General features: G+C 73.9%; 27 protein-coding genes and 1 pseudogene. 17 read left to right on the forward strand and 11 right to left on the reverse strand.

From position 1 onward, the window contains the following. Positions 1 to 246 (forward strand): CGNR zinc finger domain-containing protein (locus tag AKI01S_RS04605; RefSeq protein ID WP_169813903.1); only part of this gene is annotated, 246 nt, incomplete at its 5' end. A gap of 1 nt (position 247) precedes the next feature. Here AKI01S_RS04605 and AKI01S_RS04610 read toward each other — a convergent pair. Beyond that, positions 248 to 844, reverse strand: a complete 597-nt coding sequence (locus AKI01S_RS04610; protein WP_067812490.1) for a LysE family translocator — start codon at positions 842 to 844, stop codon at positions 248 to 250. A 30-nt stretch (positions 845 to 874) separates the two neighbouring features. Between AKI01S_RS04610 and pdxR the strand changes: the two genes are divergently transcribed. Both pdxR and AKI01S_RS04620 read left to right on the forward strand, forming a co-directional pair. Further along, positions 875 to 2332, forward strand: a complete 1458-nt coding sequence (pdxR, locus tag AKI01S_RS04615) for a MocR-like pyridoxine biosynthesis transcription factor PdxR (protein ID WP_067812491.1) — start codon at positions 875 to 877, stop codon at positions 2330 to 2332. A gap of 52 nt (positions 2333 to 2384) precedes the next feature. Continuing rightward, positions 2385 to 3158 carry a dioxygenase family protein gene (locus tag AKI01S_RS04620; RefSeq protein WP_067812492.1) on the forward strand — a complete coding sequence of 258 codons (774 nt, stop codon included), beginning with the start codon at positions 2385 to 2387 and terminating at the stop codon, positions 3156 to 3158. Here the strand turns inward: AKI01S_RS04620 and AKI01S_RS04625 are convergent, their stop codons facing one another. Together AKI01S_RS04625 and AKI01S_RS04630 are read right to left on the reverse strand one after the other, a co-directional pair. Next, positions 3159 to 3593 carry a winged helix DNA-binding protein gene (locus AKI01S_RS04625; RefSeq protein ID WP_067812493.1) on the reverse strand — a complete coding sequence of 145 codons (435 nt, stop codon included), beginning with the start codon at positions 3591 to 3593 and terminating at the stop codon, positions 3159 to 3161. Positions 3594 to 3598: 5 nt separating this feature from the next. Continuing rightward, on the reverse strand, positions 3599 to 4879 hold the full coding sequence (locus AKI01S_RS04630; protein WP_067812494.1) for an APC family permease: 1281 nt from the start codon (positions 4877 to 4879) through the stop codon (positions 3599 to 3601). 108 nt (positions 4880 to 4987) lie between these two features. On the opposite strand from AKI01S_RS04630, the gene AKI01S_RS04635 reads away from it, so the two are divergent. The 4 genes from AKI01S_RS04635 to AKI01S_RS04650 all read left to right on the forward strand — a co-directional run bounded on the left by AKI01S_RS04635 (position 4988) and on the right by AKI01S_RS04650 (position 9196). Further along, a complete protein-coding gene (locus AKI01S_RS04635; RefSeq protein WP_067812495.1) occupies positions 4988 to 5452 on the forward strand; it encodes an Lrp/AsnC family transcriptional regulator in 465 nt (154 codons plus the stop codon). A 90-nt stretch (positions 5453 to 5542) separates the two neighbouring features. After that, on the forward strand, positions 5543 to 6823 hold the full coding sequence (locus tag AKI01S_RS04640) for an SGNH/GDSL hydrolase family protein (RefSeq protein ID WP_083998888.1): 1281 nt from the start codon (positions 5543 to 5545) through the stop codon (positions 6821 to 6823). A 65-nt stretch (positions 6824 to 6888) separates the two neighbouring features. Further along, the gene (locus tag AKI01S_RS04645) at positions 6889 to 7695 is read left to right on the forward strand and encodes an SDR family NAD(P)-dependent oxidoreductase (RefSeq protein WP_067812496.1); all 807 of its coding nucleotides are present in this window, start codon (positions 6889 to 6891) and stop codon (positions 7693 to 7695) included. 157 nt (positions 7696 to 7852) lie between these two features. After that, positions 7853 to 9196, forward strand: a complete 1344-nt coding sequence (locus AKI01S_RS04650) for an FAD-binding oxidoreductase (protein ID WP_067812497.1) — start codon at positions 7853 to 7855, stop codon at positions 9194 to 9196. 50 nt (positions 9197 to 9246) lie between these two features. On the opposite strand, the gene AKI01S_RS04655 is transcribed toward AKI01S_RS04650, so the two are convergent. Both AKI01S_RS04655 and AKI01S_RS04660 read right to left on the reverse strand, forming a co-directional pair. Next, positions 9247 to 9723 carry a pyridoxamine 5'-phosphate oxidase family protein gene (locus AKI01S_RS04655; protein WP_067812498.1) on the reverse strand — a complete coding sequence of 159 codons (477 nt, stop codon included), beginning with the start codon at positions 9721 to 9723 and terminating at the stop codon, positions 9247 to 9249. A gap of 3 nt (positions 9724 to 9726) precedes the next feature. Continuing rightward, positions 9727 to 11178, reverse strand: coding sequence for an MFS transporter (locus AKI01S_RS04660; protein ID WP_245681474.1), 1452 nt, complete (start codon positions 11176 to 11178; stop codon positions 9727 to 9729). A 99-nt stretch (positions 11179 to 11277) separates the two neighbouring features. Between AKI01S_RS04660 and AKI01S_RS04665 the strand changes: the two genes are divergently transcribed. Then, positions 11278 to 11718: a winged helix-turn-helix transcriptional regulator gene (locus tag AKI01S_RS04665; RefSeq protein WP_157419661.1), complete on the forward strand. Its 441-nt coding sequence runs from the start codon at positions 11278 to 11280 to the stop codon at positions 11716 to 11718. A 110-nt stretch (positions 11719 to 11828) separates the two neighbouring features. After that, positions 11829 to 13652, forward strand: coding sequence for an asparagine synthase-related protein (locus AKI01S_RS04670; RefSeq protein ID WP_067812500.1), 1824 nt, complete (start codon positions 11829 to 11831; stop codon positions 13650 to 13652). A gap of 13 nt (positions 13653 to 13665) precedes the next feature. Here AKI01S_RS04670 and AKI01S_RS04675 read toward each other — a convergent pair whose 3' ends face one another. Next, a complete protein-coding gene (locus tag AKI01S_RS04675; RefSeq protein WP_083998890.1) occupies positions 13666 to 14451 on the reverse strand; it encodes an SDR family oxidoreductase in 786 nt (261 codons plus the stop codon). A gap of 89 nt (positions 14452 to 14540) precedes the next feature. On the opposite strand from AKI01S_RS04675, the gene AKI01S_RS04680 reads away from it, so the two are divergent. Beyond that, positions 14541 to 15137, forward strand: coding sequence for a TetR family transcriptional regulator (locus AKI01S_RS04680; RefSeq protein WP_067812501.1), 597 nt, complete (start codon positions 14541 to 14543; stop codon positions 15135 to 15137). Positions 15138 to 15189: 52 nt separating this feature from the next. Here the strand turns inward: AKI01S_RS04680 and AKI01S_RS04685 are convergent, their stop codons facing one another. Together AKI01S_RS04685 and AKI01S_RS04690 are read right to left on the reverse strand one after the other, a co-directional pair. After that, complete coding sequence (locus AKI01S_RS04685; protein WP_067812502.1) at positions 15190 to 16632, reverse strand: DHA2 family efflux MFS transporter permease subunit; 1443 nt, start codon at positions 16630 to 16632, stop codon at positions 15190 to 15192. Between the two features lie 37 nt (positions 16633 to 16669). Continuing rightward, on the reverse strand, positions 16670 to 17248 hold the full coding sequence (locus AKI01S_RS04690; protein ID WP_067812503.1) for an NADPH-dependent FMN reductase: 579 nt from the start codon (positions 17246 to 17248) through the stop codon (positions 16670 to 16672). A gap of 169 nt (positions 17249 to 17417) precedes the next feature. On the opposite strand from AKI01S_RS04690, the gene AKI01S_RS04695 reads away from it, so the two are divergent. Together AKI01S_RS04695 and AKI01S_RS04700 are read left to right on the forward strand one after the other, a co-directional pair. Continuing rightward, a complete protein-coding gene (locus AKI01S_RS04695) occupies positions 17418 to 18008 on the forward strand; it encodes a TetR/AcrR family transcriptional regulator (protein WP_067812504.1) in 591 nt (196 codons plus the stop codon). Between the two features lie 3 nt (positions 18009 to 18011). Further along, the gene (locus AKI01S_RS04700; RefSeq protein ID WP_245681475.1) at positions 18012 to 18566 is read left to right on the forward strand and encodes a GNAT family N-acetyltransferase; all 555 of its coding nucleotides are present in this window, start codon (positions 18012 to 18014) and stop codon (positions 18564 to 18566) included. Here AKI01S_RS04700 and AKI01S_RS04705 read toward each other — a convergent pair. After that, positions 18554 to 19183, reverse strand: coding sequence for a GNAT family N-acetyltransferase (locus AKI01S_RS04705; protein WP_067812506.1), 630 nt, complete (start codon positions 19181 to 19183; stop codon positions 18554 to 18556). The two genes, AKI01S_RS04700 and AKI01S_RS04705, sit on opposite strands and share 13 nt — an antisense overlap. A 39-nt stretch (positions 19184 to 19222) precedes the next feature. Beyond that, a complete protein-coding gene (locus AKI01S_RS04710) occupies positions 19223 to 19801 on the reverse strand; it encodes a Type 1 glutamine amidotransferase-like domain-containing protein (protein ID WP_157419662.1) in 579 nt (192 codons plus the stop codon). Positions 19802 to 19846: 45 nt separating this feature from the next. Here AKI01S_RS04710 and AKI01S_RS04715 point away from each other — a divergent pair, with 45 nt between their 5' ends. The 3 genes from AKI01S_RS04715 (at position 19847) to AKI01S_RS04725 (ending at position 21685) form a co-directional block, all read left to right on the forward strand. Continuing rightward, a complete protein-coding gene (locus tag AKI01S_RS04715) occupies positions 19847 to 20044 on the forward strand; it encodes a helix-hairpin-helix domain-containing protein (protein WP_067812508.1) in 198 nt (65 codons plus the stop codon). 63 nt (positions 20045 to 20107) lie between these two features. Further along, complete coding sequence (locus tag AKI01S_RS04720; protein ID WP_067812509.1) at positions 20108 to 20425, forward strand: hypothetical protein; 318 nt, start codon at positions 20108 to 20110, stop codon at positions 20423 to 20425. A 93-nt stretch (positions 20426 to 20518) separates the two neighbouring features. Continuing rightward, positions 20519 to 21685, forward strand: coding sequence for a PQQ-binding-like beta-propeller repeat protein (locus AKI01S_RS04725; protein WP_067812510.1), 1167 nt, complete (start codon positions 20519 to 20521; stop codon positions 21683 to 21685). A gap of 142 nt (positions 21686 to 21827) precedes the next feature. On the opposite strand, the gene AKI01S_RS04730 is transcribed toward AKI01S_RS04725, so the two are convergent. Next, on the reverse strand, positions 21828 to 23060 hold the full coding sequence (locus tag AKI01S_RS04730; protein ID WP_067812511.1) for a metal-dependent hydrolase family protein: 1233 nt from the start codon (positions 23058 to 23060) through the stop codon (positions 21828 to 21830). Between the two features lie 869 nt (positions 23061 to 23929). On the opposite strand from AKI01S_RS04730, the pseudogene AKI01S_RS54585 reads away from it, so the two are divergent. Together AKI01S_RS54585 and AKI01S_RS04735 are read left to right on the forward strand one after the other, a co-directional pair. After that, positions 23930 to 24034: pseudogene (locus AKI01S_RS54585) on the forward strand (hypothetical protein); the annotation flags it as partial. Between the two features lie 259 nt (positions 24035 to 24293). Beyond that, positions 24294 to 24851, forward strand: coding sequence for an SUKH-4 family immunity protein (locus AKI01S_RS04735; RefSeq protein ID WP_067812512.1), 558 nt, complete (start codon positions 24294 to 24296; stop codon positions 24849 to 24851). Positions 24852 to 24864: the final 13 nt, after the last annotated feature.

A 24864-nucleotide genomic window follows, 5' to 3' on the forward strand; every position in this document is an offset into this window, starting at 1 on the left:
GGCTCGGCGGTCGTGGCCGAGCGCCGCCGGACCGGCCCGGACGGGGCGCGGCTGGCGGCGGCGCTCGCCGAGGCCGCCGCGGACCTGCTGGGCGATCCGGCGGTCACCCGGGTGCGGCGGTGCGAGGCGGACGACTGCGTCCTGCTGTTCCTGCCCGCGCACCCCCGGCGCCGGTGGTGCTCGGCCTCGCGGTGCGGCAACCGGGTGCGCGTCGCCCGCCACTACCAGCGCCACAGGCCCGCCTGACCTACAGGCGCGCCATGGCCAGCCGCGCGCCCAGGGCCACGAACGAGCCCGCGAAGACCCGGCGGAGCCAGGTCATGGTCCGGGCGGTCAGGCGGTCGCGGACCGACGCGGCCAGCACGCCGTAGACGGCGAAGACCGCGAACGTGACGGCCATGAAGACCGCGCTCAGCCGGAGCATCTGCGGCACCGGGTCGGCCGGGCCGACGAACTGCGGCAGGAACGCCAGGAAGAACATCGTCAGCTTCGGGTTGAGGACGTTCACCAGCACCCCGGAGACGATCACGCGGACGGGGCTCGCGGGCGCGGTCCGCTCGACGGTCAGCGCCCCCTCGTCCCGGAGCGTGGCCCACGCCATGTAGAGCAGGTAGGCGACGCCGAGGTACTTGAGGGTCTGGAACGCCACCGCGCTGGTGTGCAGCAGCGCGGCGACGCCGGTCACCGTCGCCAGCATGTGCGGGATGGTGCCGAGGGTGCAGCCGAACGCGGCGACGACGCTCGCGCGGCGGCCGTGGGCGAGCCCGGCGGCGAGGGTGTAGACGACGCCGGTGCCGGGGGTGGCGACCACGACGAGCGCGGTCAGCAGGAACGCGATGCTCATGCCCGGCACTCTCGCTGCGACCATGGCGCGGTGGACAGGTCCAATGGGCGTGCTTTCGACAGGTCCGTAGGCGGGTCGGACTTCCTCCAGCTCGACGTGGGCGCGGCCCCGCCCGGAGGGCTGGCCGGCTGGCTGGCCGGGCGGCTGCGGGAGGCGGTCACCGACGGGCGGCTTCCGGTGGGCGGCAGGCTCCCGGCGACGCGGGTGCTGGCGGCCGAGCTGCGGGTGTCGCGGGGCGTGGTGACCGAGGCGTACCAGCGGCTGGCCGAGGAGGGGCTGGTCGTCGGGCGCGGGCGGAGCGGGACGGTCGTGGTCGCGGCCCCGGTCGCGCCGCCCGTCCCGTCGGGGCGCGCGCCGTCGGGGGTCTTCGACGGCCCGCCGGGCGGGGACGTCTTCGAGGCGCTGCGGGCCGCTCCGGCGCGGATCGACCTGTCGCCGGGCGTTCCCGACCTGGGGGCGTTCCCGCGCGCCGCCTGGCTGCGGGCGGAGCGGGAGGTGCTGGCCGGGCTGTCGGCGGCGGACTTCGGCTACGGGGACCCGCGCGGCGCCCCGGCGCTGCGGGTGGCGGTCGCGCGCTGGCTGGCGCGGTTCCGGGGGATCCGGGCCGACCCCGAGGAGGTCGTGGTCGTCGCCGGGACCGCCCAGGCGCTCGGGCTGCTGGCCCGGGTGCTGCGGGAGGACGGGATCGGGGCGGTCGGCGTGGAGGACCCCGGGTCGCTGGGGGTGCGGCAGCACCTGGCGGACGCGGGGCTGGCGACGCCGCCGGTCCCGGTCGACGGGGAGGGGGCGCGGGTCTCGGAGCTGGCGGGGCTGGAGGCCGTGCTGCTGACACCCGCGCACCAGTTCCCCACCGGAGTCGTGCTGAGCGGGGAGCGGCGGCGCGCGTTGATGCGCTGGGGCGGCCTGGTCATCGAGGACGACTACGACGCCGAACACCGCTACGACCGGCCGCCGGTCCCGGCGCTGCGGTCGGTGCTGGCCGAGCGCGTCTGCTACGCCGGGAGCGTCTCCAAGCTGCTGGCCCCCGCGTTGCGGACCGGGTGGGTGCTGGTGCCCTCCCGGTACCGGGAGGCGCTGGTGGCCGCCAAGCGTCACGCCGACCTGGGCAACGCCGTCCTCCCGCAGCTCGTGCTCGCGCGGCTGATGGAGTCGGGACGGCTGGAGGGGCACCTGCGGCTGGTGCGGCGGCGGCACCGGCGGCGCCGGGACCGCATGGTCGAGGCGATCCACGCGGCGCTGCCCGGCGCGACCGTCCACGGGACGGCGGCGGGCCTGCACCTGACGGTCACGTTCGACGGCGACGTCAGCGACGTCGAGCTGGCGGCGGCGGCGCTCGCGCGGGGAGTGAAGGTGCACCCGCTGTCGTGGCACGCGCAGCGCCCGTTCGCGCCGGGGCTGGTCCTGGGATACGCGGCGGGCGGCGCGACGGACATCGCCGAGGGGATCGGCGTGCTCGCCGACCTGCTGAAGTCCGGAAAGCGGAGGTAGGCTTGTAGTAGTTCAAATTTGAACTTAATGATCCCGTTCCCCGGAGGTGCCCATGGCCGCCGACAGGATGCCGACCCTCTACCTCGGACACGGCGCGCCGCCGCTGGCCGACGACCCGGTCTGGCCCGGCCAGCTCGCCGCCTGGGCCGCGGACCTGCCCCGGCCGGAGGCCGTGCTGATGGTGTCGGCGCACTGGGAGGACGCCCCGGTGACGCTGGGCGCGACCGAGACGGTCCCGCTCGTCTACGACTTCGGGGGCTTTCCCGAGCACTACTACCGGGTGACCTACCCCGCGCCCGGCGCCCCCGGGCTGGCCGCCAGGGTGCGCGGGCTGCTCGACCGGCCGGGAGGCCGGGTCCACGACGCGCCGGACCGGGGGCTGGACCACGGCGCGTACGTCCCGCTGAAGGAGATGTACCCGGACGCCGACGTGCCCGTTCTCCAGATGTCGATGCCCACGCTCGACCCGCGCGGCCTGTACGAGGTGGGGCGGCGGCTCGCGCCGCTGCGGGACGAGGGCGTGCTGGTCGTCGGCAGCGGGTTCTTCACCCACAACCTGCGGGCGCTGTCCCCCGACAACCGGGTGGCCACGCCGACCGCCGAGTTCGACGAGTGGGGGCGGGACGCGCTGGACGCCGGGGACGTGGACGCGCTGCTGGACTTCGAGCGCAAGGCCCCGGCGGCCCGGTTCGCGCACCCGCGCACCGAGCACTTCGCGCCGCTGTTCGTCGCGCTCGGCGCGGCCGGGGCCGACCTGGACGACCGGCGCACCGTGATCGACGGTTTCTGGCTGGGGATGGCCAAGCGCTCGGTGCAGTTCGGCTGATCAGGAGCGGCCGGCGTTGGCCATCACCCGCCGCAGCACGCGCAGCACCACCGCGTAGTCCTCGTCGGCGACCCCCTCATGGAGGTGGTCGCGGATGGCGGGCGCGGCCTTCTTGACGCGTCCGTGCAGCTCCCGGCCGGATTCGGTGATCGTGAGCCCGCCGGTGGCGTCCCGGTCGACCAGGCCGCGCGCCGCCAGGTCGGCGGCGGCGGACGCCAGGTCGTCGCCGGGCAGCAGGTAGTCGCGCATCGCCTCGGTCAGCCCGGCGACGGTGCGGGGCGCGCCGTCGCCGAGGTCGCCGGGGTGCAGGTGCCGCAGGATCCAGTACTGCGGCTGGGTGATCCCCTGCTTGCCGATCTCGGTGCGGATGAAGTCGATGGCCGCGCGGTGCGCGACGCCGAGCCAGTAGGCGATCGGCTGGTTCCTGTCGTCCATGCCGCTCAACGTAGATCCTCGACTTTGCTTGAGGTCAACCGTCCCCGGAGCGCCGCCACCGCCGCCACCGCGACCGGGATCACCAGGTAGGGGCCGCAGGACAGGGCCGCGACGGCGGTGAACGCGGTGGTGACGCGGGCCGCGGCGCGGGCGCGGCCGGTCAGCAGCCGGGTCGCCGACGCCATGCCGACCACGGTGACCGAGGCCAGGCAGGCGGCGGTCGCCCGCAGCAGCGGGTCCAGCCCGAATTCGGTGACCGTCACCGCGACCGCGAGCGGGACCGCCAGCGCCTCCAGCAGCAGCAGCCCCCGGTGCGGCACCGGGCCGCCCCGCCCGAACCAGGCGGGCAGCGCGCCGTCGCGGGCCAGCGCCGCGCCGAGCCGGGAGCCCCCGGCGATGTAGGTGTTCATGGCGACGAAGCTCAGCACCATCGCGGCCACGGCCGTCGCCGCGCGGGCCAGGTCGCCGAGCCCGGTCTCCATCAGCAGGGCCAGCGGGACGGGCGAGGTCTCGGCGCGCTCGCCCAGCACGCCGGTGACGGCCGCCGCCAGCGCGAGGTAGAGCGTTCCGACCAGGGCCAGCGCCAGCCCGGTGGCGCGCGGCAGCAGGCGGCGCGGGTCGGCGAAGTCGGCCGACAGGTGGCTGGCCGCCTCCCAGCCCGCGAACGCGAAGAACAGCACGCCGATCGCGTGGACCACCCCGCCGATCCCGTACGGGGCGAACGGCGTGAAGTGCGCGGCGTCGGCGTGCGGGGCGGACGCGAGGACGGCGACGCCCAGCAGCACCGCCAGTCCCGCCACCAGGACGAGCTGGACCCGGCCCGACATGCGCAGCCCGCCGTGGTTGGCGGCGAACGCGGCGGCCAGCAGCACGACCGTCATGACCGCCGCGCCCGGCCGTCCCCAGCCCGCCGCGTTCGCCACGTACCCGCCGCCGATCATCGCGCCCGCCAGGGTGCCGACCGGGACGACGGCGAGGAACAGCCAGCCGACGGCCGCCGAGGTGCGGGGCCCGAACGCGCGGGCCGCGAACGCCGCGACCCCGCCGCCGTCGGGGAACCGCGCGCCGAGCGCCGCGAACGTGAACGCCACCGGCACGCTCAGCGCCAGCAGCAGGGCCCAGGCGGCCAGCGCGGCGGGACCGGCCGCCGAGGCGGCCGCGTGCGGCAGCGCGAGGATTCCGGGTCCGAGCACCGCGCCGGTCAGCAGCGCGGTGCCCTGCCCCAGCCCGAGCCGGTGCCCGGCCGCGACGTCCGCGCGCGGCCGGGCCGAAGTGGAGACGGTCATGGAGGATCCTTCGGAAGGGGGAGTGAAACGCCACGAAAGTTAGGCACTCGCACGGAAAGATGGGCCGTCTTCCGAATGTTCGTTCGGAATTGAGCCCATAATCCGGTCATGGACGAACTCGACGAGCAGATCGTGCGGCTCCTCCAAACGGATGCCCGGCTGTCCAACCGCGAGCTGGCGCGGCGGATCGGCGTGGCCCCCTCCACCTGCCTGGAACGCGTGCGCTCCCTCACCCGCCGCGGCGTGATCCGCGGCTACCACGCCGACATCGACCTGCCCGCGCTGAACCGGGGCGTGCAGGCGCTGGTGTCGGTGCGGCTGCGGACCCCGAACCGGGCGGCGATCGACGGTGTGAAGGGGGACGTGTCCCGGATGCCGGAGGTGATGGGGCTGTTCGTGGTGGCGGGCGAGGACGATCTGGTGCTGCACGTGGCCGTCCCCGACCTGGACCACCTGCACGCGTTCCTGGTGGAGCGGCTGGCCCCGCGCCCCGAGATCGGCGGCTTCCGCACCTCGGTGATCTTCCAGCACTCGCGCCGCAACGTCCTGGAGAGCTTCGACGCCTCAGCCTGACCCTGCCGGTGGTACGAAAGCACGGTGGCTGGGTAGCCGGTGCGGCGCGCAGCAGGCTGTCTCCCGTTCGACCGATGAACGGAGGCAGTGATGCGGAAGCTGATGGCGGCGACGGTGGGGTTCGCTCTGGTGGCGGCGACGCCGGGGATCGCGCTGGCGGCGCGGGAGCGCACGGAGCGGACGGCGCAGGCGGCGCAGGCGGCGCGGCAGTGGACGGCCGCGTGGGCGGCGGCCCCGCAGCGGCCCAGCGTCGGGTTCGAGCCGAACTGGTCGGAGCAGGGGTTCTCCGGGCAGACCGTGCGGCAGGTCATGCGGATCACCGCCGGAGGGTCGGCGGTGCGGGTGCGGCTGTCGAACCGCTACGGGGCCTCCCCGCTGAAGGTCGCCGCGATGACCGTCGCGAAGGCGGGCCGGGGCCCGGAGTTGCGGCCCGGCAGCCTGCGGCACCTGACGTTCGGGCGGTCCCGGTCGGTGGTGGTCCCGGTCGGCGGGCAGGTCGTCAGCGACGGGGCCAAGCTGAAGGTCGCGCCGCTGGAGTCGCTGACCGTGACGATGTACCTGCCGGAGACCACCGGCCCGGCGACCGCGCACCTCCAGGGGTACGCGACCGCCTACCGCGCCCAGGGCGACCGGACGGCCGACGCGGGCGGGGCGTTCCCCACCGACGCCGGGAAGGTGACGCACTCCCGGTACTACCTGAGCGGCATCGACGTGGCGGGAGGCGCCGCGCGGCGCGACACGGTGGTGGCGTTCGGCGACTCCATCACCGACGGGTTCGGGGCCGGGAACGACACCGACGCCCGCTACCCCGACGCGCTCGCCGAGCGGCTGGCGAAGGCGGGCCGCCCCCGCCCGGTCCTGAACGCGGGCATCGGCGGCAACATGATCCTGTCCGACTCGGCCTGGTTCGGGGACCACGGGCTCGGCCGGTTCCGCCGGGACGCGCTCGCCGACCCGCGCGTCGGCACGGTCGTGGTCCTGCACGGCCTGAACGACATCGGCTTCAGCGAGGTGGACCTGCCCACCTACAAGCCGAACCCGGACCGCTCGCTCGCCGAGCTGATCGCCGGGCACCGCGCCCTGATCCGGCAGGCGCACGCCCGGGGCGTCAAGGTGATCGGCGCGACGCTGCTGCCGATGAAGGGCGCCGAGTACTACACGCCCCGTTCGGCCGAGAAGATCCGGCGGCTCAACCACTGGATCCGCACCTCCGGCGAGTACGACGCGGTCGCCGACTTCAACAAGGCCGTCGCCGACCCCCGCGACCCGGAGCGGCTGCGCGCGGCGTTCGACAGCGGCGACCACAAGCACCCCAACGCCGCCGGATACCGCGCGATGGCCGACGCGGTCGACCTCGCCGAGATTTCCTGATCTCACCTGCAACCGCCGGGGCGGGGACGGGGTTCCACCTTCCGTCCCCCACGAGAGGAACCACTATGGATCTGCAGTTGACCGGCCGCGTCGCGATCGTCACCGGAGCGTCCAAGGGCATGGGCCTGGCCGTCACCCGCACCCTGCTGGAGGAGGGCGCGAAGGTGGTCGCGGTCTCCCGCCGGACCACCCCCGAGCTGGACGCGCTGGCCGGGCCGAACCTGCTGCACGTCACGGCCGACCTGATGGACGAGGGGGCCCCGGCACGGATCGTCGCGCGGGCGGTGGAGACGTTCGGCGGCGTGGACGTGCTGGTCAACAACGCCGGCGGCCCGCCGCCCGGGGTGAGCCTGCCGCAGTTCGGGTTCACCACGCCGGACGACGACGACTGGCGGCGGATGTTCGAGTTCAACCTGTTCGCGCCGGTGCGGCTCATCCGGGAGGCGCTGCCGCGCCTGCTGGAGAGCGACGCCGCCGCGATCGTCAACGTGTCCACGACCATGGCGCGCCAGCCCGGCCCGATGAACTACGACTACAGCGCCGCCAAGGCGGGCCTGGCCAACGTGACCAAGGGACTGTCGGAGGAGTTCGGCCCGCAGGGGATCCGCGTCAACACCGTCTCGCCCGGTCCGGTGCGCACCGCGTGGTGGACCGAGGAGGGCGGCGCGGCCGACATCCTGGCGGGCGCGACCGGCGCCGACCGGGACGCGGTGATGGACAAGGTCGCGCCGGAGATGATGAACCTGGTCACCGGCCGCCTGGTCGAGCCGCAGGAGGTCGCCGACGCGGTGGTGCTGCTGGCGTCACCGCGTTCGGGCAGCACGACCGGGGCCGAGGTCGTGGTGGACGGCGGCTCCCTGAAGGGGCTGTAGGCGACACCCCCTGGCCGTGCCGGATCCCTCGGGCTCCGGCACGGCCACTGTCATAAGTAATCCTTCTCATTAGTAGCAAATCCATCTCTTGGACTTCTGATCCAAGTGTCGGCAGGGTTGGAGGTGAAGCGAGAACGACCGTTACGGGGAGACCGAAATGAAGGACCATCAGGAGTTGGCCGACCGGATCGCGGGCGCCGTGCTCGTCCCCGGCGACGAGGGCTACGACGCGGAGCGTTCCGGTTTCCAGCTGCACGGGCAGCACCGCCCGGACGTGATCGTCGCGGCGGCCGGGGTGGAGGACGTGCGGGAGGCCGTCGCGTCCGCCGCCGCGCACGGGACGCCGATCGCCGTGCAGGCCACCGGGCACGGGCTGCCGCGGGGCGCGGACGGCGGCATGCTCATCACCACGGGCCGGATGGACGGGGTCCGGATCGACGCCGCGGCCCGCACGGCGCGGGTCGAGGCGGGCGTCCGGTGGGGCGCGGTCGTCGCGGCCGCCGCCGACCACGGCCTGGCCCCCGTCAACGGCTCCTCTCCCACCGTCGGCGCGGTGTCGTACACGCTCGGCGGTGGCGTCGGCCTGCTGTCACGCCGGTTCGGGTTCGCCGCCGACCACGTCCGCGCCATCGACGTCGTCACGGCCGACGGAGAGTTCCGGCACGTCACCGCCGAGAGCGACCCGGACCTGTTCTGGGCGCTGCGCGGCGGACGCGCCAACTTCGGCGTCGTCACGGCGCTGGAGTTCGACCTGATGCCGGTGGAGCGGATCTACGGCGGCGGCCTGTACTTCGACACCGGCCACATCCCCGCCGTGCTGGACGCCTACCGGGCGTGGACCGCGACCGTGCCGGAGGAGATGACCTCCTCGGTCGCGCTGGTGCCGTTCCCGGACGCCCCGGGCGTGCCCGAGCCGCTGGGCGGCCGGTACGCCGCGCACGTCCGGATCATCCACGCGGGCGACGCCGCGACCGGCGAGCGCCTGGTGGAGCCGCTGCGCGCCGTCGCCCCCCGCCTGATCGACACCGTGCGGGACATGCCGTACGCCGAGTGCGCCACCATCCACGCCGAGCCGCCGTTCCCGATGGCCTACCACAGCGCGCACGCGCTGGTCGGCGAGCTCGACCCGGCGATCGTGGCCGCCGCGCTGGACGCCGGGGAGCGGTTCATCGTGGAGATCCGGCACCTGGGCGGCGCGATGTCCCGGCCCCCGGCGGTGCCGAACGCCGTCGGCCACCGCGACGCGCGGTACCTGGCCGCCGTGCTGTCCCCGATCCTGCCGGGCCACGGCCCCGAGGCGACGAGGCCGGCCCACGAGGCGTTCATCGACGCGCTCGCCCCCTGGGACCTGGGCCGCCACGTCAACTTCCTCTACGGGGACGACGCGACCGAGGCCGAGGTCCGCCGCGCCTACGAGCCCGCCGACCACGAGCGGCTGGTGACGCTGAAGGCGAAGCTCGACCCGTCGGACCTGTTCCGCCTCAACCACCACATCGCCTAGACGGAAAGGAGAAGACCCCCGGAAAGGGGGTCTTCTCTCTCGTCCGTCCCTCACTCGCTCCGCCAGATCTTGCTGGCCAGGTCCGTTCCCCGGATCACCTGGACCCGCCAGGGGTCGAGCCGCAGCACGTGCAGCTCCGGATCGTCGATCCCCTTCCAGAACTGCCCGAGGTCGTAGCCCGCCCCCTGGGGGCTGGTCCGCCGGTACAGCTCCCACACGTGCCGCTTGGTCTCGCGGTCCTCCACCCAGTGGGCGACGGTGTCCACGCTGACCGCGTTCTGCCGCTGGGTCCAGTAGGAGAACGTCGTGTGCGGGTTGTTCGCCAGGTGCGCGGCCTTCACGGGCGTCTTGTAGGTGGCCAGCCACCCCACGGGCTTCCCGTCCACGACCTCCCACACCGGGATCAGGACCCGGGCCCGCGGCCGCCCCTTCTTGTCGACCGTGGTCATCGTCGCGTACACGATGCTCCCGACGTACGCCTCGAACTGCTCCCGCAGGTCGGCGAACGACCTCACCTTCGTCGCCATGGTTCAGACCCCCGCCTCGACGCGCTCGGTGACGGCGGGGGCGGGAACGCCGGCGGAGTCCCGCCGCCCCAGCCCGAACGCGGTCACCACGAGGGCCACCACGGCGCCCACCACCGGTACCACCATCGCGGACCGCACCGCGTCGATCCCGAACGGCCCGGCCGCCACGCTCACCGCCGTCACCGCCGAGATCCCGAGCGCCGTCCCGAACTGGATCGACGTGTAGAGCAGGCCCCCGGCCAGCCCGTGCTCCTCCTCCGCGACGCCCTCGGTGGCGGCCACCGTCAGCGGACCGTAGACCAGCGAGAACGTGAGCCCGAGCAGCAGGAACGCCGGGAACATCGCCGCGTACGACCAGTCGGAGGAGACCGGCAGGAACAGCGCGTAGGCGATCGCGCCGAGCACCAGCCCGCCGAACAGCACCCGCACGTTGCCGAACCGCTCGGTCAGCCTCGGCGTCACCGTCGGCGCCAGCACCATGTCGATCCCGATCACCAGCATCGCCAGGGAGGTCTCCAGCGTGGACCAGCCGCGCAGCTCCTGGAGGTACAGCGTCACGAGGAACTGGAAGCCCGCGAACGAGCCGATGAACAGCAGCGCCGCGATGTTGGTCCGCACCAGCGGCCCCGACCGCAGCACGCCCAGCCGCACCAGCGGCGCGGCCGACCGGCGCTCGATCGCCACGAACGCGCCCAGCAGCGCCAGCCCGCCCGCGAACGCCGCGACCGTCAGCCCCGGCCCGTCCGCCGGGTGCTCCAGCCGCACCACGCCGTAGGCCAGCAGCAGCATCGCCCCGGTGATGCTGAACGACCCGGCCAGGTCGAACCGCCCGCGCACCCGCTCCGGCGCGGCGTCGTCGCGCACCAGCGGAACCGCCGCCGCCAGGATCAGCGCCGCCAGGATGACCGGCGCGAAGAACACCCACCGCCAGCCCGCCATCGTCAGCAGACCGCCGATGACCAGGCCCAGCGTGAAGCCGCCCGCGGCCGTGCCCGCGTAGAACATCAGCGCGCGGTTGCGCGCCCGCCCCTCGGCGAAGTTCGTGGTGATCAGCGCCAGCCCGGCCGGGGCCAGGAACGCCGCCGCCACCCCGGTCACGAACCGGGAGACCAGCAGCGTCCACCCCTCGGTGGCGAACCCGCCGAGGCCGGAGAAGACCAGGAACACCACCAGCCACGTCAGGAACATGCGGCGGCGTCCCAGCAGGTCGGCGGCGCGCCCGCCCAGCAGCATGAACCCGCCGTACCCGAGCACGTAGGCGGACACGACGCCGCTCAGCATGCCGGTGGACAGGTCCAGATCGGTGCGGATCCTCGGCAGGGCGACGTTCAGCATCGCGACGTCGATCCCCTCCAGGAAGATCGCGCCGCACAGCACCAGCAGCATCGCCCAGGCGCGGCCGTTCATCTCGGTGATCTGACCCGGCGGACGCGCGCCGGACAGCGTTGCGGACATGGCTGTCTCCTCGTCGACAAGGGGGGACGAGGGGCGGTCACCGAAAGGGTGCCGGTTCCCTCTTGTTACCGACCTCATCTTGGGTGACCATTGGTGACCATGGAAGACGGCACTTCAGAGTTCCCCGGTACCCCCTGTGATACCGGCACCGACTACGACGCGTTCCAGTGGGACACCCGCGAGGGCTGCGAGGTCCGGCAGATCCTCGACCGCGTCGCCGACAAGTGGTCGCTGCTGGTGATCGCGCTGCTGGACAAGCGGAGCCTGCGCTTCACCGAGCTCAAGCGCGAGATCGACGGCGTCAGCCAGCGGATGCTGACCCGCACCCTGCGCCACCTCGAACGCGACGGCCTGGTCAAGCGCACCGTCCACCCGGTGGTCCCGCCGCGGGTGGACTACGAGCTGACCCCGCTCGGGGTGAGCCTGCACGCCACCATCAAGGCCCTGGTCGACTGGACCGAGAACCACCAGCGCGAGATCGCCGAGGCCCGCCACACCTACGACCGCCGCGCCGAGCGGGAGGAGGAGCTCGTCCACTGACCCCGGCCGCGCCGGACGCCAGACGGCGTTCACGCGGCGCTACCGTCCGGCTCGACGGGCGTTCACCGCGCGCTGCTTCGCTGGGGGATCCCACCCCGCACAGGAGTCGCATGCGCGCGTATCTGGCCGTCGTGGCGGTGGACCGCGGCCGACCCGTCCCCCGGCGCGTCATCGAGGCCGCGGAGCGGGCCGTGCACGAGGCGGTCCCCGTCCCGGCCGACGTCCTGACGGCCGACCGCTGGACGAGCGAGGACGGCGCGGTCACCCTGCTCGCCTGGGCCAACGAGCCCGAGCACGCCCTGCTGCCCCGCCCGCTGCGGCGCGAGGGCGGACGCGTCCTCGGCTACTGCGGCTATCTCGCCGACCCGGACGCCGGGGAGCGGGCGCTGCTGGCCGCCGACCGGGTCGGGCCGGTCACCGAGACGCTCGGCGGCTGCTTCTCGGTCTTCCGGGCGGGCCCGGACGGCGTCGAGGCCGCCACCTCCATCGCGCGCGTCTGCCCCGTCTACCACGCCGAGACCGGCGGGGCCCGGGTGATCGGCACCCGCGCGCTGCTGGTCCACCTGGTCGCCCGCGCGATCGGGACCGGCGCCGCCGACCCCGGCGTGGACCTCGACGTCCCGGCGTTGCAGCCGATGGTCCGGCACGGGTTCTTCACCAACGACGACACCCCCTTCCGGGGCGTGCGCACGCTGCCCGCCGCGACCGTCCTCACCGCCCGTCCCGGCGAGCCCACCGAGACCCGCGAGGTCCCCACCCCCGTCGCCGAGCCCGCCCCCGGCGGCCCCCGCCGGGCCCGCGCCCGCGTCGCCGACCTCGCCGAGGCGCTGGTCGCGTCCGCCGCGCCGCTCGCCCGGCACGGCGAACCGGTCACCCTGGCGCTGTCGGGCGGCCGCGACAGCCGCCTCATGGCCGCCGTGCTGAAGGCGGCGGGCGTGCCGATGACGGCGGCCACCCACGGGTTCGCCGACGACCCCGACGTCGTGCTGGCCACCCGCATCGCGCGCCGCCTCGGGATCGAGCACCGGGTGAGCCTGCCGGCCACCGACGACGCGCGCGACGAGGTCGTCGTCGAGCACCCGTTCCTTCGCGCCTACGACATCATCCGGCGCTGCGAGGGGATGACCTCGGCCTACGAGCGGGTCAACGGCTGGACGCCCTACTCCCTCACCCCGCGCACCTCCGGGTCCGGCGGGGAGACGCTGCGCGGCGGCTTCCTCTACGACCAGGGCGACCGGTCCCCGGCGGGCATCGCCAGGCGCGTCCGCACGATCTTCCTGTCGGCCGAGCGGTTCTGCACCCCGGGCGCCAACGACCGCGCCCGTGCGGCGCTCCGGCCCTGGGCCGAACGCGCCGAGCGCGACGGCGCCGACGTCCTCGACCGCCTCTACCTCTACTACCGCTCGGGACGCTGGATCGTCGGCTCGCACACCGCGACGCTGACCAACGGCCCCTACTACCACCCGTTCTTCGACAACCGGGTGGTCCGCGAGGCCCTGGCGCTGCCGCCGGGCTGGCGGGCGAGCGAGGAGGTCGTCTTCCGGCTGATCGAGACGCTCGCGCCCGAACTCGCCGACATCCCGCCCGAGGGCAAGCGCTGGCGGTTCGAGGAGAACCGCCCGTGCGGCCTGCGCGACCTGCTCGCCTGGCGGCGCCGCGCCGCCCTCGTCCCCAGGGGCCGCACCTCGGGCTTCAACTGGCGCAAGAGCTACGACGACGCGTTCCTGAAGCTCCTGCGCGACGAGGTGGCGGCGGCCCCGCGCGAGCTTTTCGACATCGTCGACGAGGTGAGGGCCAAGGAGCACTTCGCCGCGGTCTCCGGGACGTGGGTGCTCCAGACCTGGCACATCTACACCCTGGCCGTCCTGCTGTCGGGAGCGTGGCGGGAGCCCCGCCCCACGCTGCCGAAGGTGCGCATCCCGATCCCCTCGTAGCCGCGCGGGCGGGTCAGGCGAGGGTCTGGCCGCCGTCGACGGTGAGGACCTGGCCGGTCATGTAGGGGTTGGCCATGAGGAACAGCGCGGCCGCGGCCGCCTCCTCGGCGGTCCCGTACCGGCCGAGCGGCACCGCCGCCCCGGCCTCGGCGATCTTCGCGTCGGTGTCCAGCCCGCCGGCCGAGCGCATCAGCGGGGTGTCGAACGCGCCGTACCGGACCGTGTTGACGCGCAGGCGGCGCGGAGCGAGCTCGACCGCGAGGGCGGGGGCCAGCGCCTCGACGCCGCCGACCGCCGCGATCGCCCCGCTCACCCCGGGCACGGGCCGGACGGTGAAGGTGCCGGAGGTCAGGGTGATCGATCCGCCGGCCGGCAGCCGCTCGGCGGCGACGCGGGCGGCGGCCAGCGCGCTCCACAGACGCAGGTCGGCGACGGTGCGGACGGTGTCGGGGGTCAGCTCCTCCAGCGGACCGGCCCCGACGTAGCCGCCCGCGGTGACCAGGACGTGGTCCACGCGTTCGGCCAGGTCGAAGACGCGGCGGACGGCGTCCTCGTCGGCGGCGTCGGCGGTGCCGCCGAGCACGGCGTCGGCCGGGGCGTCGGCGCGCAGCGCGGCGAGGGCGGCGTCCAGGCGGCTCCGGTCGCGCCCGGACAGCACGACGCGGGCGCCGAGGCCGACCAGCAGACGCCCGGCGGCCAGCCCGATGCCGGAGGTGCCGCCGAGGATGACGGCGGTCGATCCGGCGAGCCCGTCGGGCAGCGGCGAGCGGACCGGAAGAGGGGCGGCGGCGAGGGTCATGGGGAATCTCCGTTCGAAATAAACCAGACGGTTGGTTTAGAGCATGATCGGATGCGGGTGGAAAGTCAACCGGATGGTTTAATTTCGGTATGGGGTACGACGCCGAGGCCACCCGCCGCCGGATCTTCCAGGCCGCCACCGAGGAGTTCGCCGCGCACGGCCTGGCCGGGGCGCGCATCGAGCGGATCGCCGCCGCGGCCAAGGCCAACAAGCAGGCGATCTACCTCTACTTCGGCAACAAGGAGAAGCTGTTCGGCGCGGTCGTGGGCGCCAAGGTGGACGAGGTCTGCAAGACGGGCGCGCTCGACCCGGACGACGTCGCCGAGACCGTCGGCCGGCTGTTCGACTGGTACCAGGAGCATCCCGAGCTGGTCCGCCTGCTGCTCTGGGAGGCGCTGGAGAACGGCCCCGGCCCCGTCCAGGGCGAGCCGGAGCGCCGCGACGCCTACCGGGGCCACGTCCGGGGCTGGGTCGAGGCCGGGTACGCCGCCGACGCGCCCGGCGACCGGGCCCGCGTCCACGCCGCCCAGGACTGGATGTTCACGCTGCTCGGCCTGATCGCCTGGAACTTCGCGGTCCCCCAGCTGCGCCGCCTGGTGCTGGACGAGGACGACGAGAGGGTCGCCCTCGCCCGCCGCCGCGCGGCCGTCGTGGAGGCCGTCCGCGCCCTGTGGTCCGCGCGCTGAACCGGGCACGCCGGCGGCCCCGGTCCACGCGGGACCGGGGCCGCCGGCGCGTTCACCTCCGGCGCGGGATCAGCAGGGCGGGCACGATGGCCAGCGCGACGAACGCCAGCGACCACACGTACGTCCCCCGGAACGCCTCCGTCAACGCCCCGGCGTCGGCCGGGACCGCGCCGCGCAGCGCGCCCGACCCGCCGGGCAGGTTCGCGGCCAGCACCACCGAGATCACCGCAGTGCCGACCGCGCCCATCGTCGTGTTGATCAGGTTGACGGTCGTGCTGCCCGACGCGGCCTGCCCGGGGGCGAGCTGCTTGGTCGCGGCCGTCATGGCGGGCATGATCGTCGATCCGCCGCCCGCGCCCATCAGCAGCATCGCCCCGCCGAGCGCCCAGTACGGCACGTCCGCCGACAGCAGGAACGTGAACAGCCCGAACCCGGCGACCGCCGTCACGACCCCGAACGGCACGACCCGGCCCGGCCCCACCCGGTCGACGATCCGCCCGGTCACCTGCATCGCCGTGCCCGACGCCAGCGCGAACGGGATGCCCAGCGCGCCCGCCACCGTGGCGCTCTCGCCCCGCACCACCTGGAAGTACAGCGGGCCGAGGATCATCGTGCCGAAGTAGCCGAGCACGAACACCGTCGTGGTCGCGGTCGCCGCCGCGAACGCCCGGTTCCGGAACAGCCCCAGGTCGATCAGCGGGTACCGCGCGGTCAGCGCCCGCGCCACGAACGCCGCCACCAGCACGACCCCGGCGACCGTCGGGACCAGCACCCCGGCGGAGCCGAAGTCGCCCCGCTCGCCCCCGGCCGTCACGCCGTACACGAACGCCGCCAGCCCCGGCGACAGCAGCGCCAGCCCCAGCACGTCCAGCGGGCGGCGCTCACCCGGCACGTCGCCGGGGAAGATCCGCGTGGCCAGCAGCAGCACGACCGCGCCGAGCGGCAGGTTGAGCAGGAACATCCACCGCCACGACACCTCGTCCACCAGGTAGCCGCCCAGCACCGGCCCGGCCAGCGGGCCGACCAGGATCGCCAGCCCCAGCGTGGACATCAGCCGCCCCATCCGGTCCGGCCCGGCCGCCCGGATCAGGATCGTCATGCCGACCGGCATCACCATCCCGCCGCCGAGGCCCTGCACCACCCGGAACGCGATCAGCGACTGGATGTTCCACGCCATCCCCGCCAGCACCGACCCGGCCACGAACAGCACGATCGCCACGAGGTACAGCCGCTTCGCGCCGAACCGGCCCACCGCCCACGCGGTGCTGGGGATCACCGCGCCCAGCGCCAGCGAGTACCCGGTCGTGACCCACTGCACGGTCGACAGGGGCGCGTCGAACTGGAGCGTGAACCGGTGGATCGCGACGTTGACGATGGTCATGTCCAGGGTCGTCATGATCGCCCCGAGCACGAGGACGAGGGCGATCGTCATCGCGCGGGGGTCGGCGGCGGGAGACGCGGCGGCATCCTCCCGGGGCGGGGCTGCGGTGGCCATGGGGAACTCCTAGGGATTCGCGGGGGAAAACGGGGGATCAGGCCGCGTAGGGACGAGTGGCGCGGGCGTCGCGCAGGGTGTGCGCCCACCAGGCGAGCTGCTCGAACATCTTCTTCGCGGCGACGGAGGCGGACTCGTGGTCGTCGGGGCGGCCGTCCTCGCCGAACCGGTTCCACGGGTTGTGGAAGCACAGCGACTCGCGCACGGTGACGGCGTGCAGCTCGGCGAAGACCAGCCGGAGCTGCTCGACCGCCCGCAGGCCCCCCGCCATCCCGCCGTAGGAGACGAACGCGACCGGCTTGGCCTGCCACTGCGTGAAGTGCGTGTCGATGAAGTTCTTCAGCACGCCGGGGAAGCTGTGGTTGTACTCGGGCGTGACCACGACGAACGCGTCGGCGGTCTCCAGCGCGGCGGTGGCCCGGTCCAGCCCGGCCGGGTCGGCGGGGCGGGTGCCCAGCGCGTGCGGCAGCGGGATGTCGGCCAGGTCGATCACCTCGACGTCCAGCCCGGGGTGCCCGCTCGCCTGCTCCTCGACCCACCGGGCGACGGTCGGCCCGAACCGGCCGTCCCGGGTGCTGCCGATGATGATGGCGACGCGCAGCGGCTGCTCGGTCATGACATCCTCCTGTTTTCCCTGCTCAGAGCCGTTTTCCGACTTCTTTGAAGCTACGGGTCCGGGCCGCCGGGGGAATCTGTCGGATGACTGGGCTCGGCGGCCTGCACCCCAGACTGCGACCTTGACTTAACTTGAGGTCAAGCTGTATCGATCGCTATAGAATTCGGGTATGACGAAGACCGCGGGCCGGCCCCGCTCGTTCGACCGCGACGCCGCGCTGGAGAAGGCCCTGGTGGCGTTCTGGCGCGACGGCTACGAGGCCACCTCCATCGCCGCGCTGACCGGCGCGATGGGGATCCGCCCGCCGAGCCTGTACGCGGCGTTCGGGGACAAGCGGACGCTGTTCTCCGAGGCGATCCGCCGCTACCAGGAGACCTACGGCGCGGCCACGACGCGGGCCCTGCGCGAGGAGCCGACCGGCCGCGCCGCGATCGAACGCGTCCTCGCGCAGGCCGCCGCCGACTACACCGACCCGGCCCACCCTCCGGGCTGCCTCATCATCACCGCCGCGACCAACTGCGCCGACCCCGACGTCGTCGAGGAGCTGCGCGGCCACCGCGAGGCGTCCAAGCGCGCCATCGGCGAACGCGTCGCCGACGACGTCCGCGCGGGCCGCCTGCCCGCGGGCACCGACGTCACCGCCCTGGCCACCTACTACGCCGCCGTCATCCAGGGCATGTCCCGCCAGGCCCAGGACGGCGCGAGCAGGGAGGACCTGGAGAGGGTGGCCGCGCTCGCCATGCGGGCCTACGATGCGTGACCTGTGAGCGCCGAGCCCGTTGACACCTCAGTCCCCGCCCCCGTGCGGCTCCGTCCCGTACTGGAGGGCGACCTGGACGTCCTCGACCGCCACCTGACGGACCCGGAGGCCGCGGGCGCGTTCGAGTGGTACGGCTGGTCGGACCCGAACGTCTGGCGCCGCCGCTGGGCCGACGACGGCCTGCTCGGCACGGACCGCAGCATGCTGATGGTCTGCTCCGACACCGAGACGCACGGGTTCGTGGCCTGGTGGAAGGTCGTCACCTCGCGCTCCTCGTTCTGCTGGGAGATCGGCATCAACCTGCTGCCCGAGGCGCGTGGCCGGGGCATCGGCACCGAGGCGCAGCGCCAGGTCGTCCGCTACCTGTTCGCGCACACCCAGGCCGTGCGGATCCAGGCGGGCACCGAGGTGGACAACCGCGCCGAGCAGCGCGCCCTGGAGAAGGCGGGCTTCACCCGCGAGGGGGTCATGCGCAGCGTCACGTTCCGCGACGGGGCCTGGCGCGACGGCGTCCTCTACAGCGTCCTGCGGGACGAGGTCACGGGTCAGGGCCGGTAGACCGACACCAGCGGGGAGTGCTCCTCCCAGCCCAGCGACAGGTACAGCGCCCGGCCCTCGACGGTCGCGCCGAGCACGCCCCGCCCGACGCCCCGCAGCGCGGCCCCGTGCCCGAGCGCGGTCATGACGAGCCCGCCGAGGCCCCGCCGCCGGTGCGCGGGGTCGGTCTCGATCTGGTCCATGACGGCGACGTCCCCGGCGAGGCCCGCCTGCCCCCGGGCGGCGACCAGGCCGTTCCCGGTGCGCACGGCGGCACGCAGGACGCCGTCCTCCTCCACGACCGACAGCGAGTAGCCGTCGGGCGGCGCGATCTCGGCGGTCCGCAGCGCGGCGGTCATCATGAAGCCGGGGGCGTCCTCCTTCCAGCCGTCCGGCAGCGCCGCCAGCACGTCCGCCGGGTCGGCGAACAGCTTCAGCCACGTTCCCGGCCCGGTCAGCGGCCCGGCCAGGCGTCGCAGGCGTTCGGGGTCGAAGCGGGGGACCACGTACCGGACCAGGTGCCCCGGCCGCCCGACGTCGATCCGGTACCCGTCCGGCACCGCGACGGGGGCCGATGTTCCACGGGAAACCGTCCACCCCCGCACCCAGTCGTCGACGACCTCGGGCCTGACCGGCATGTTCCTCCCTCAGGATCGGCGGCGCCAGCTTATTGCAAATCATTCGCAACAAGAAGGGGAGGGGATGATCCGCCAGCGTTCCCCGTCGACCACCACCGCCTGGTCGTCCCTGATCGAGAGACCGCCCAGCCGGTCGTGTCGCTCGGCCCGCCCCCGGTTCCGGTGCGCCAGCACGGTGAACGGCACCAGCCCCAGCCCCCTGGCCGACCCCACCACCCCCGGATCCCCGGGGTCCCGGAACCACTCCAGGTCGGGCCCCACCAGCGCGGCGCCCGCCGACATCCCCACGTAGTCGAGCCGCCCCTCCCGGACGGCCTCGACCACCACCCGGTCGAACCCGCTCCGCCGCGCGTGCCGGAGCAGATGGATCGCATGACCGCCGGTCACGAACACGACCCGCGCGCCCCGCAACGCCCGCGCGACGTCGCGTTCCGAGGCGTCGGCGAGCTCAAGGGCCTCCACCCGCGCACCCGCCCCGCGCAGCACGGCGAACGCCGCCGCGACGAACGGCGGCGACCCCAGCGGCGTGGCGGCCGTGGGAACGACCACCGCCCTCCGCGTCTCGGGCAGCCACGCGGGCAGCGCTCCGAGCCCGTCAGATCCCAGGAAAAGCCGCATGCCGTCCACCGATGAGAAACCGCACCCCGGAGGGTCTGACCGATCATGACCGACGACATCACGGACTTCCCCAAGATCGGAAACCCGGCGCGCGGGGCCCTGGTCCACCAGGGCTACACGCGCCTGGAACAGCTCACCGCCCTGTCGGAGAGGGAACTGCTGAAGATCCACGGCGTGGGTCCGAAGGCGGTCGGCATCCTCCGCGAGGCCCTGCGCGAACGCGGCCTGTCGTTCCGATCTTGATCATTTCCGTGGGGGTGATTAGCCTGAGCGCCCTGCCGTCATGGAGTGGGAGACCGGCTGACGATGAGCGCGGAAGAGGATTTCAGGCAGGTCGGCGCCGAGCTGGCCGACCTGGGCGTGGGGATCTCCCGGATGATGGGCAGTCCCGCGCTCAAGGACCAGAACGGGAAGGTGTTCGCGAGCCTCCAGCGCGACGGCGCGATGGTCTTCCGGCTGGTCAGGGACACCCCCGAGCACACGGCCGCGCTCAAGCTGCCCGGAGCGTCCCTGTTCGACCCCTCGGGGCGGGGCAGGGAGGTCAAGGACTGGGTGGTCGTACCCCACTCCTCGGTCGAGAAGTGGACGGACCTGGCCGAGGCCGCCCTCAGCCGCCCACGCTGATCGGTGGGGTCCTCCCCGGCGACATGGCCTCCGCGCGGCGCGCGGCCTATTGTTGATCTTCATTTCCCGGTCGGGTCGGCATGGACGGTGCGAATGGCGGACGGCGGACGAAGCGGCGCTCACCCGGCCACCGGACTGCCCGACCGCGCGCGGATCGCCTGGACCGCGGAAACGGGCTTCCCGGTGCACGGCACACCGGTGCTCGCGGGCGACACCCTCCTCGCGGGCGACTCCGCAGGCCGGGTGCACGCGTTCGACGCGGCGACGGGCGAGCGGCGCTGGCGTTCCCCCGACGAGGACTGCACACCGGGCCCCGGATACGACGTGTTCACGACGGCCGTCGACGTGTGGCGGGACCAGGTCGTCGTCGGGGTGTGCGACGGCACGGGCTACTTCGACGGCTTCGCCGACGCCGGACACGACGAGGAGCTCGACGACGGGGAGGTCGGGATCCTCGACCTCCGGTCGGGCGCGCTCCTGCGGAAGGTGGGCCGTGGCGGCTACCCGGCCGTCGTCGGCGACACGCTCCTGCTCATCGGCCTCAACTCGGGCGTGCGGGCGCTCGGCCTCCCGGACCTGACCCCGCTGTGGTGGAACAGGAAGGCCGAGGGCTGCGTGCAGACCGCACCGGCGGCCGGTCCGGACGACCTCCTCTGCCTGCCCTGCGGCTGGGAGGGCAACCGCACGCACGGCGGGATCCTCGCCCTGGACCTCCGCACCGGCAAGCGGCGGTTCAGGTACTCCCCGCGGGAGGAGTCGTACGGGGACAACCCTCCGCACGCCACCGTCGCGGAGGGCCTGATCTGGAAGCCGGTCCACCGGGCCACGGACGAGATCGTGGGCCTGGACCCCCTCACCCGCAAGCCGCGGTGGCGCCACCGGGTGCGGCAGGCGGCACCGAACGGATCCGTGGCCGTCGCCGACGGGAGGGTCTACTTCACGACCCGCGGCGACGGGCCCGCCGTCCACGCCGTCGACATCGAGACCCGCGAGGAGGCGTGGACCCGGAGCCTGCCCGCCGCCGGGGTCGGCACGCCCGTGTTCGCGGCGGGAGCCGTCTACACGGCGACCTCGAAGGGAACGGTCCTCGCCCTCGACGCCGCGACGGGGGAACCGCGCTGGACCCTCGACACGGGCCTGGAGATCGACCTCAAGGAGCCCAACGACGAGGCGCTCTACGAGGAGACCGCCTCCGCCGTGCTCCCGGCGGACGGGATGCTCTACGTCCGCACGGCGACCGGAGTGGTGGCGCTGCGCTGACCGGCTACCCCGCCAGAAGACGGTCACCCGCAACGCCCCGTCCGTTCCCCCGACGAGCACCGAGACCCGGCCGCCGCGCCCGGAGCGGAGGGTGACATCACGTGTATGGACGTCGCTTCGGTGGACGGCCGCCCCGTCGCCGTCACCTCAGGCCGTGGTGCCGGGCTCCGGGGTCTGGCCGCTGGTCCGGTAGCGCGTTCACCGGTTCCCCGGCCAGGTAGACGGCGAGGGGCCTGGCCAGCGTGGTGATGTCGGCGGTGGGGTCGCCGTCCACGGCGAGCAGGTCGGCGTCGTGGCCGGGGCGGACGAAGCCCTTGCGGTCCGCCACGCCGCAGGCCGCGGCGGCGGCCGAGGTGGCGGCGGCCAGCACGTCCGTCGCGGGCATGCCGCACCCGGCGTACTCGCGGAGGGCGACCGGCAGCAGCCCGTGGGGCTTGGGCGGGCCGATGCCCGCGTCGGTCCCGGCGACCAGCCGGACCCCGCCCTCGTGGAGGCGGGCGACCACCTCGTTCAGGGCCCCCTGCGTGAGGCCCGCACGCGCCGCCATCGCGACGATCTCCGGCGGCACCACGAACCCGGGGTCGGATCCCAGCGTCGGGCACACGACGACCCCCGCGCCGGCGAGCGCGCCGAGCAGGGCGTCGTCAACGCGCACCCCCGAGGGGGTGACGCAGGTGCAGTGCTCGATGCCGTCGGCTCCGGCGTCCACGGCCTGCCGGACGGCGGTCAGCGCGTGCGCGTGCACGGTGACGGGCAGCCCGGCCGCGTGCGCCTCGGCGACCGCGACCCGCATCTCCTCGTCGGTGAACTGGGGCCGCATGGTGTCGGTGCCCGGCGTCATCACGCCGCCACTGCCCATGATCTTCACGACGTGCGCGCCCTGCTCGGCCCGCCGCCGCACCGCCGCGCGGAGCTCCGCCACGCCGCGCACCGCGCCGCCCATCGTCCAGCAGTGGCCTCCGGGCGTGGTGATCGGCGCGCCCGAGCCCAGCACGGTGGGAAGGCCCGCCGTGGCGCGCGACGACCAGGACAGGACGGCGCCGTCCTGGTCGCCGAGGTCGCGGACGGTGGTGACGCCCGCGGCGAGGTGCGCGCGCAGCGACGCCTCGATGGTGGCGTCCAGTCGTTCGGCGGAGTGTCCGGCGAGCCGGTCCAGCGGTCCCGGCGTGCCGTCGGCGCACAGGTGCACGTGCGCGTCGATGAGGCCGGGCAGCAGGGTGCCGCCGGGCAGGTCCCGTGTCGGCCATCCGCCGGGCACCGCCGTGCCCCGCTCGACGCCGAGAACACGCCCGTCCTCCACGAACACCACGACGGGGCCGTCGAGCACGCGCTCGCCGTCGAACACCCTCGCCACCCGAACCGCCACCCTGTCCATGGCGCCAGGCTAGACGCGCCTCCCGGAATCCCGCGATCTTCCGGTGAAAACGGTGCCCTCGGTGAAAGGAACCGCCTGGGACGACCCCGCCCCGCGGCCACCCCGGTGGCCGCGCCGGGAGGTTGACCTTGACCTTGGGGCAGGGCCCAGGCTCACCGCATGGCCGCCTCGGCCTCGCGCTTCGGGCCGCGCCAACGACCAGCTCTCACAAGACAAGGGACGGTCATAGGTGAACCCCCCCGCACCACCAACCGCAACGACGGCCCGACGCGACGGATCCTCCGGCGAGTGACGGTCACGGCGATGGCGACCACGCTGCTGGCCGGGACGGCCGTGCCCGCGATGGCCGCCCCGGACACCGGCGCCGCAGCTCACAACCGCCCCGAGTTGCAGAAGGCCATGCAGGCGCTCGTCGACGCCGGATTCGCCGGGATGCAACTACGGGTGCGCGACGGGAGGGCGAGTGGGTCGGCAGCGCCGGGGTGCGCAAGCTGGGCCAGCCCGCCAATCCGCCGACCAGCGGGCGGTTCCGCGTCGGCAGCAGCACCAAGACCTTCGTGGCGATCCTGGTGCTGCGGCTGGTGGCCGACGGAAGCTCGGGCTGGACGACTCGGTCGCCGGTCACCTGCCCCAGTTCGAGCTGGACGAGCGGATCACCGTGCGGATGCTGTTGCAGCACACCACCGGGATCTACGACTTCGTCGGCGGATACTACGACGACGGCACGCCGGTGCCGGGGATCCCCCGGCAGGACGAGGAGTGGGTGGCCAACCGGTTCAAGGCCTACCCGCCGGAGGAGCTGGTGCGGCTGGCGTTGGAGGAAGCGGTTCGAGCCGGGGAAGGGCTGGAGCTACTCCAACGCCGACTACGTGCCGGCCTCGCTGCTGGTCAAGAAGGTCACCGGCTGCCCCTACGGCGAGGAGATGCAGCGGCGGATCCTGCGCCCTCTCGGGCTGAAGGGCACCATGGTGCCGGGCACCCGGGCGGGGACCCCCGGTCCGCACGCCCACGGCTACCACCCGTACCAGGACGCCTCCGGCCAGTGGAAGGTCGCCGACGTCACCCGCCAGAACCCCTCCCGGGTCTCCGAGTCTGGACCGGTCGGCCGACCGGTCCAGACTCAGGGCGTGCACCGGACCGAGCGGGCGGGAGCTGAACGCGCACCCCGGGAGCCCGCGTGTGTCAGCATGATCATCCTGGAGGCACCTTCCCAGGGAACGGCGGTGAAGTCGGGTGGACGCGGTTTCGATGACCTCGTATCCGGAACTCGTGGGGACGTTCGGCGAGGACAACGTCACCTCGGTGAACTACGACCAGCTCCGCGACGCTGGCGTTGGCTTCGAAGCCGCGCGGGTTCTCGCCGACGTCGGTCTTCCCCGGCATGTTCCGGGGGTCTTCACCACGCGGGTCGTGGGCGAGCCGGTCAACTTCTCCGCCCACGAGTTCGACGCCAACGGTGAGGAGGGCAGGATCCTGGTGATCGGCGGTCCTCCCGGCGACGAGGAGTCGCGGTATTTCCTCAACATTCGCAACGGGCTCGTCGGCGTGTTCTCCCTGAACGAGAGCGCCCCGCACATGGAGATCATCAACAGCACGGTTCATCACTTCGTCACGTTCCTCCACCAATGCGGAATCCTCTTGGCGGAGGTCGGCGCTGTCGCCGGGGAAGGACGTCGTGAGGCCGTCGAGGAACTGCGCCGCCGCCTGACGGAAGCGGACCGGCCTGCCCTCGAAATCCCCAACAGTTGGTGGTCCCTTGTCGTGGACGGGCTGAAGGGCGAGGGCGCTTAGGCCGTTACGGGCG

The sequence above is a fragment of the Actinomadura kijaniata NBRC 14229 genome, from assembly GCF_001552175.1.
GTDB classification, from domain to species: domain Bacteria; phylum Actinomycetota; class Actinomycetes; order Streptosporangiales; family Streptosporangiaceae; genus Spirillospora; species Spirillospora kijaniata.

Bases quoted from the DNA above. Each gene is read 5' to 3' on its own strand.
- AKI01S_RS04610 (WP_067812490.1), bottom strand. From the start codon at position 844: ATGAGCATCGCGTTCCTGCTGACCGCGCTCGTCGTGGTCGCCACCCCC.
- AKI01S_RS04620 (WP_067812492.1), top strand. From the start codon at position 2,385: ATGGCCGCCGACAGGATGCCGACCCTCTACCTCGGACACGGCGCGCCG.
- AKI01S_RS04625 (WP_067812493.1), bottom strand. From the start codon at position 3,593: ATGGACGACAGGAACCAGCCGATCGCCTACTGGCTCGGCGTCGCGCAC.
- AKI01S_RS04630 (WP_067812494.1), bottom strand. From the start codon at position 4,879: ATGACCGTCTCCACTTCGGCCCGGCCGCGCGCGGACGTCGCGGCCGGG.
- AKI01S_RS04635 (WP_067812495.1), top strand. From the start codon at position 4,988: ATGGACGAACTCGACGAGCAGATCGTGCGGCTCCTCCAAACGGATGCC.
- AKI01S_RS04640 (WP_083998888.1), top strand. From the start codon at position 5,543: ATGCGGAAGCTGATGGCGGCGACGGTGGGGTTCGCTCTGGTGGCGGCG.
- AKI01S_RS04645 (WP_067812496.1), top strand. From the start codon at position 6,889: ATGGATCTGCAGTTGACCGGCCGCGTCGCGATCGTCACCGGAGCGTCC.
- AKI01S_RS04650 (WP_067812497.1), top strand. From the start codon at position 7,853: ATGAAGGACCATCAGGAGTTGGCCGACCGGATCGCGGGCGCCGTGCTC.
- AKI01S_RS04655 (WP_067812498.1), bottom strand. From the start codon at position 9,723: ATGGCGACGAAGGTGAGGTCGTTCGCCGACCTGCGGGAGCAGTTCGAG.
- AKI01S_RS04660 (WP_245681474.1), bottom strand. From the start codon at position 11,178: ATGTCCGCAACGCTGTCCGGCGCGCGTCCGCCGGGTCAGATCACCGAG.
- AKI01S_RS04665 (WP_157419661.1), top strand. From the start codon at position 11,278: ATGGAAGACGGCACTTCAGAGTTCCCCGGTACCCCCTGTGATACCGGC.
- AKI01S_RS04670 (WP_067812500.1), top strand. From the start codon at position 11,829: ATGCGCGCGTATCTGGCCGTCGTGGCGGTGGACCGCGGCCGACCCGTC.
- AKI01S_RS04675 (WP_083998890.1), bottom strand. From the start codon at position 14,451: ATGACCCTCGCCGCCGCCCCTCTTCCGGTCCGCTCGCCGCTGCCCGAC.
- AKI01S_RS04680 (WP_067812501.1), top strand. From the start codon at position 14,541: ATGGGGTACGACGCCGAGGCCACCCGCCGCCGGATCTTCCAGGCCGCC.
- AKI01S_RS04685 (WP_067812502.1), bottom strand. From the start codon at position 16,632: ATGGCCACCGCAGCCCCGCCCCGGGAGGATGCCGCCGCGTCTCCCGCC.
- AKI01S_RS04690 (WP_067812503.1), bottom strand. From the start codon at position 17,248: ATGACCGAGCAGCCGCTGCGCGTCGCCATCATCATCGGCAGCACCCGG.
- AKI01S_RS04695 (WP_067812504.1), top strand. From the start codon at position 17,418: ATGACGAAGACCGCGGGCCGGCCCCGCTCGTTCGACCGCGACGCCGCG.
- AKI01S_RS04705 (WP_067812506.1), bottom strand. From the start codon at position 19,183: ATGCCGGTCAGGCCCGAGGTCGTCGACGACTGGGTGCGGGGGTGGACG.
- AKI01S_RS04710 (WP_157419662.1), bottom strand. From the start codon at position 19,801: ATGCGGCTTTTCCTGGGATCTGACGGGCTCGGAGCGCTGCCCGCGTGG.
- AKI01S_RS04715 (WP_067812508.1), top strand. From the start codon at position 19,847: ATGACCGACGACATCACGGACTTCCCCAAGATCGGAAACCCGGCGCGC.
- AKI01S_RS04720 (WP_067812509.1), top strand. From the start codon at position 20,108: ATGAGCGCGGAAGAGGATTTCAGGCAGGTCGGCGCCGAGCTGGCCGAC.
- AKI01S_RS04725 (WP_067812510.1), top strand. From the start codon at position 20,519: ATGGCGGACGGCGGACGAAGCGGCGCTCACCCGGCCACCGGACTGCCC.
- AKI01S_RS04730 (WP_067812511.1), bottom strand. From the start codon at position 23,060: ATGGACAGGGTGGCGGTTCGGGTGGCGAGGGTGTTCGACGGCGAGCGC.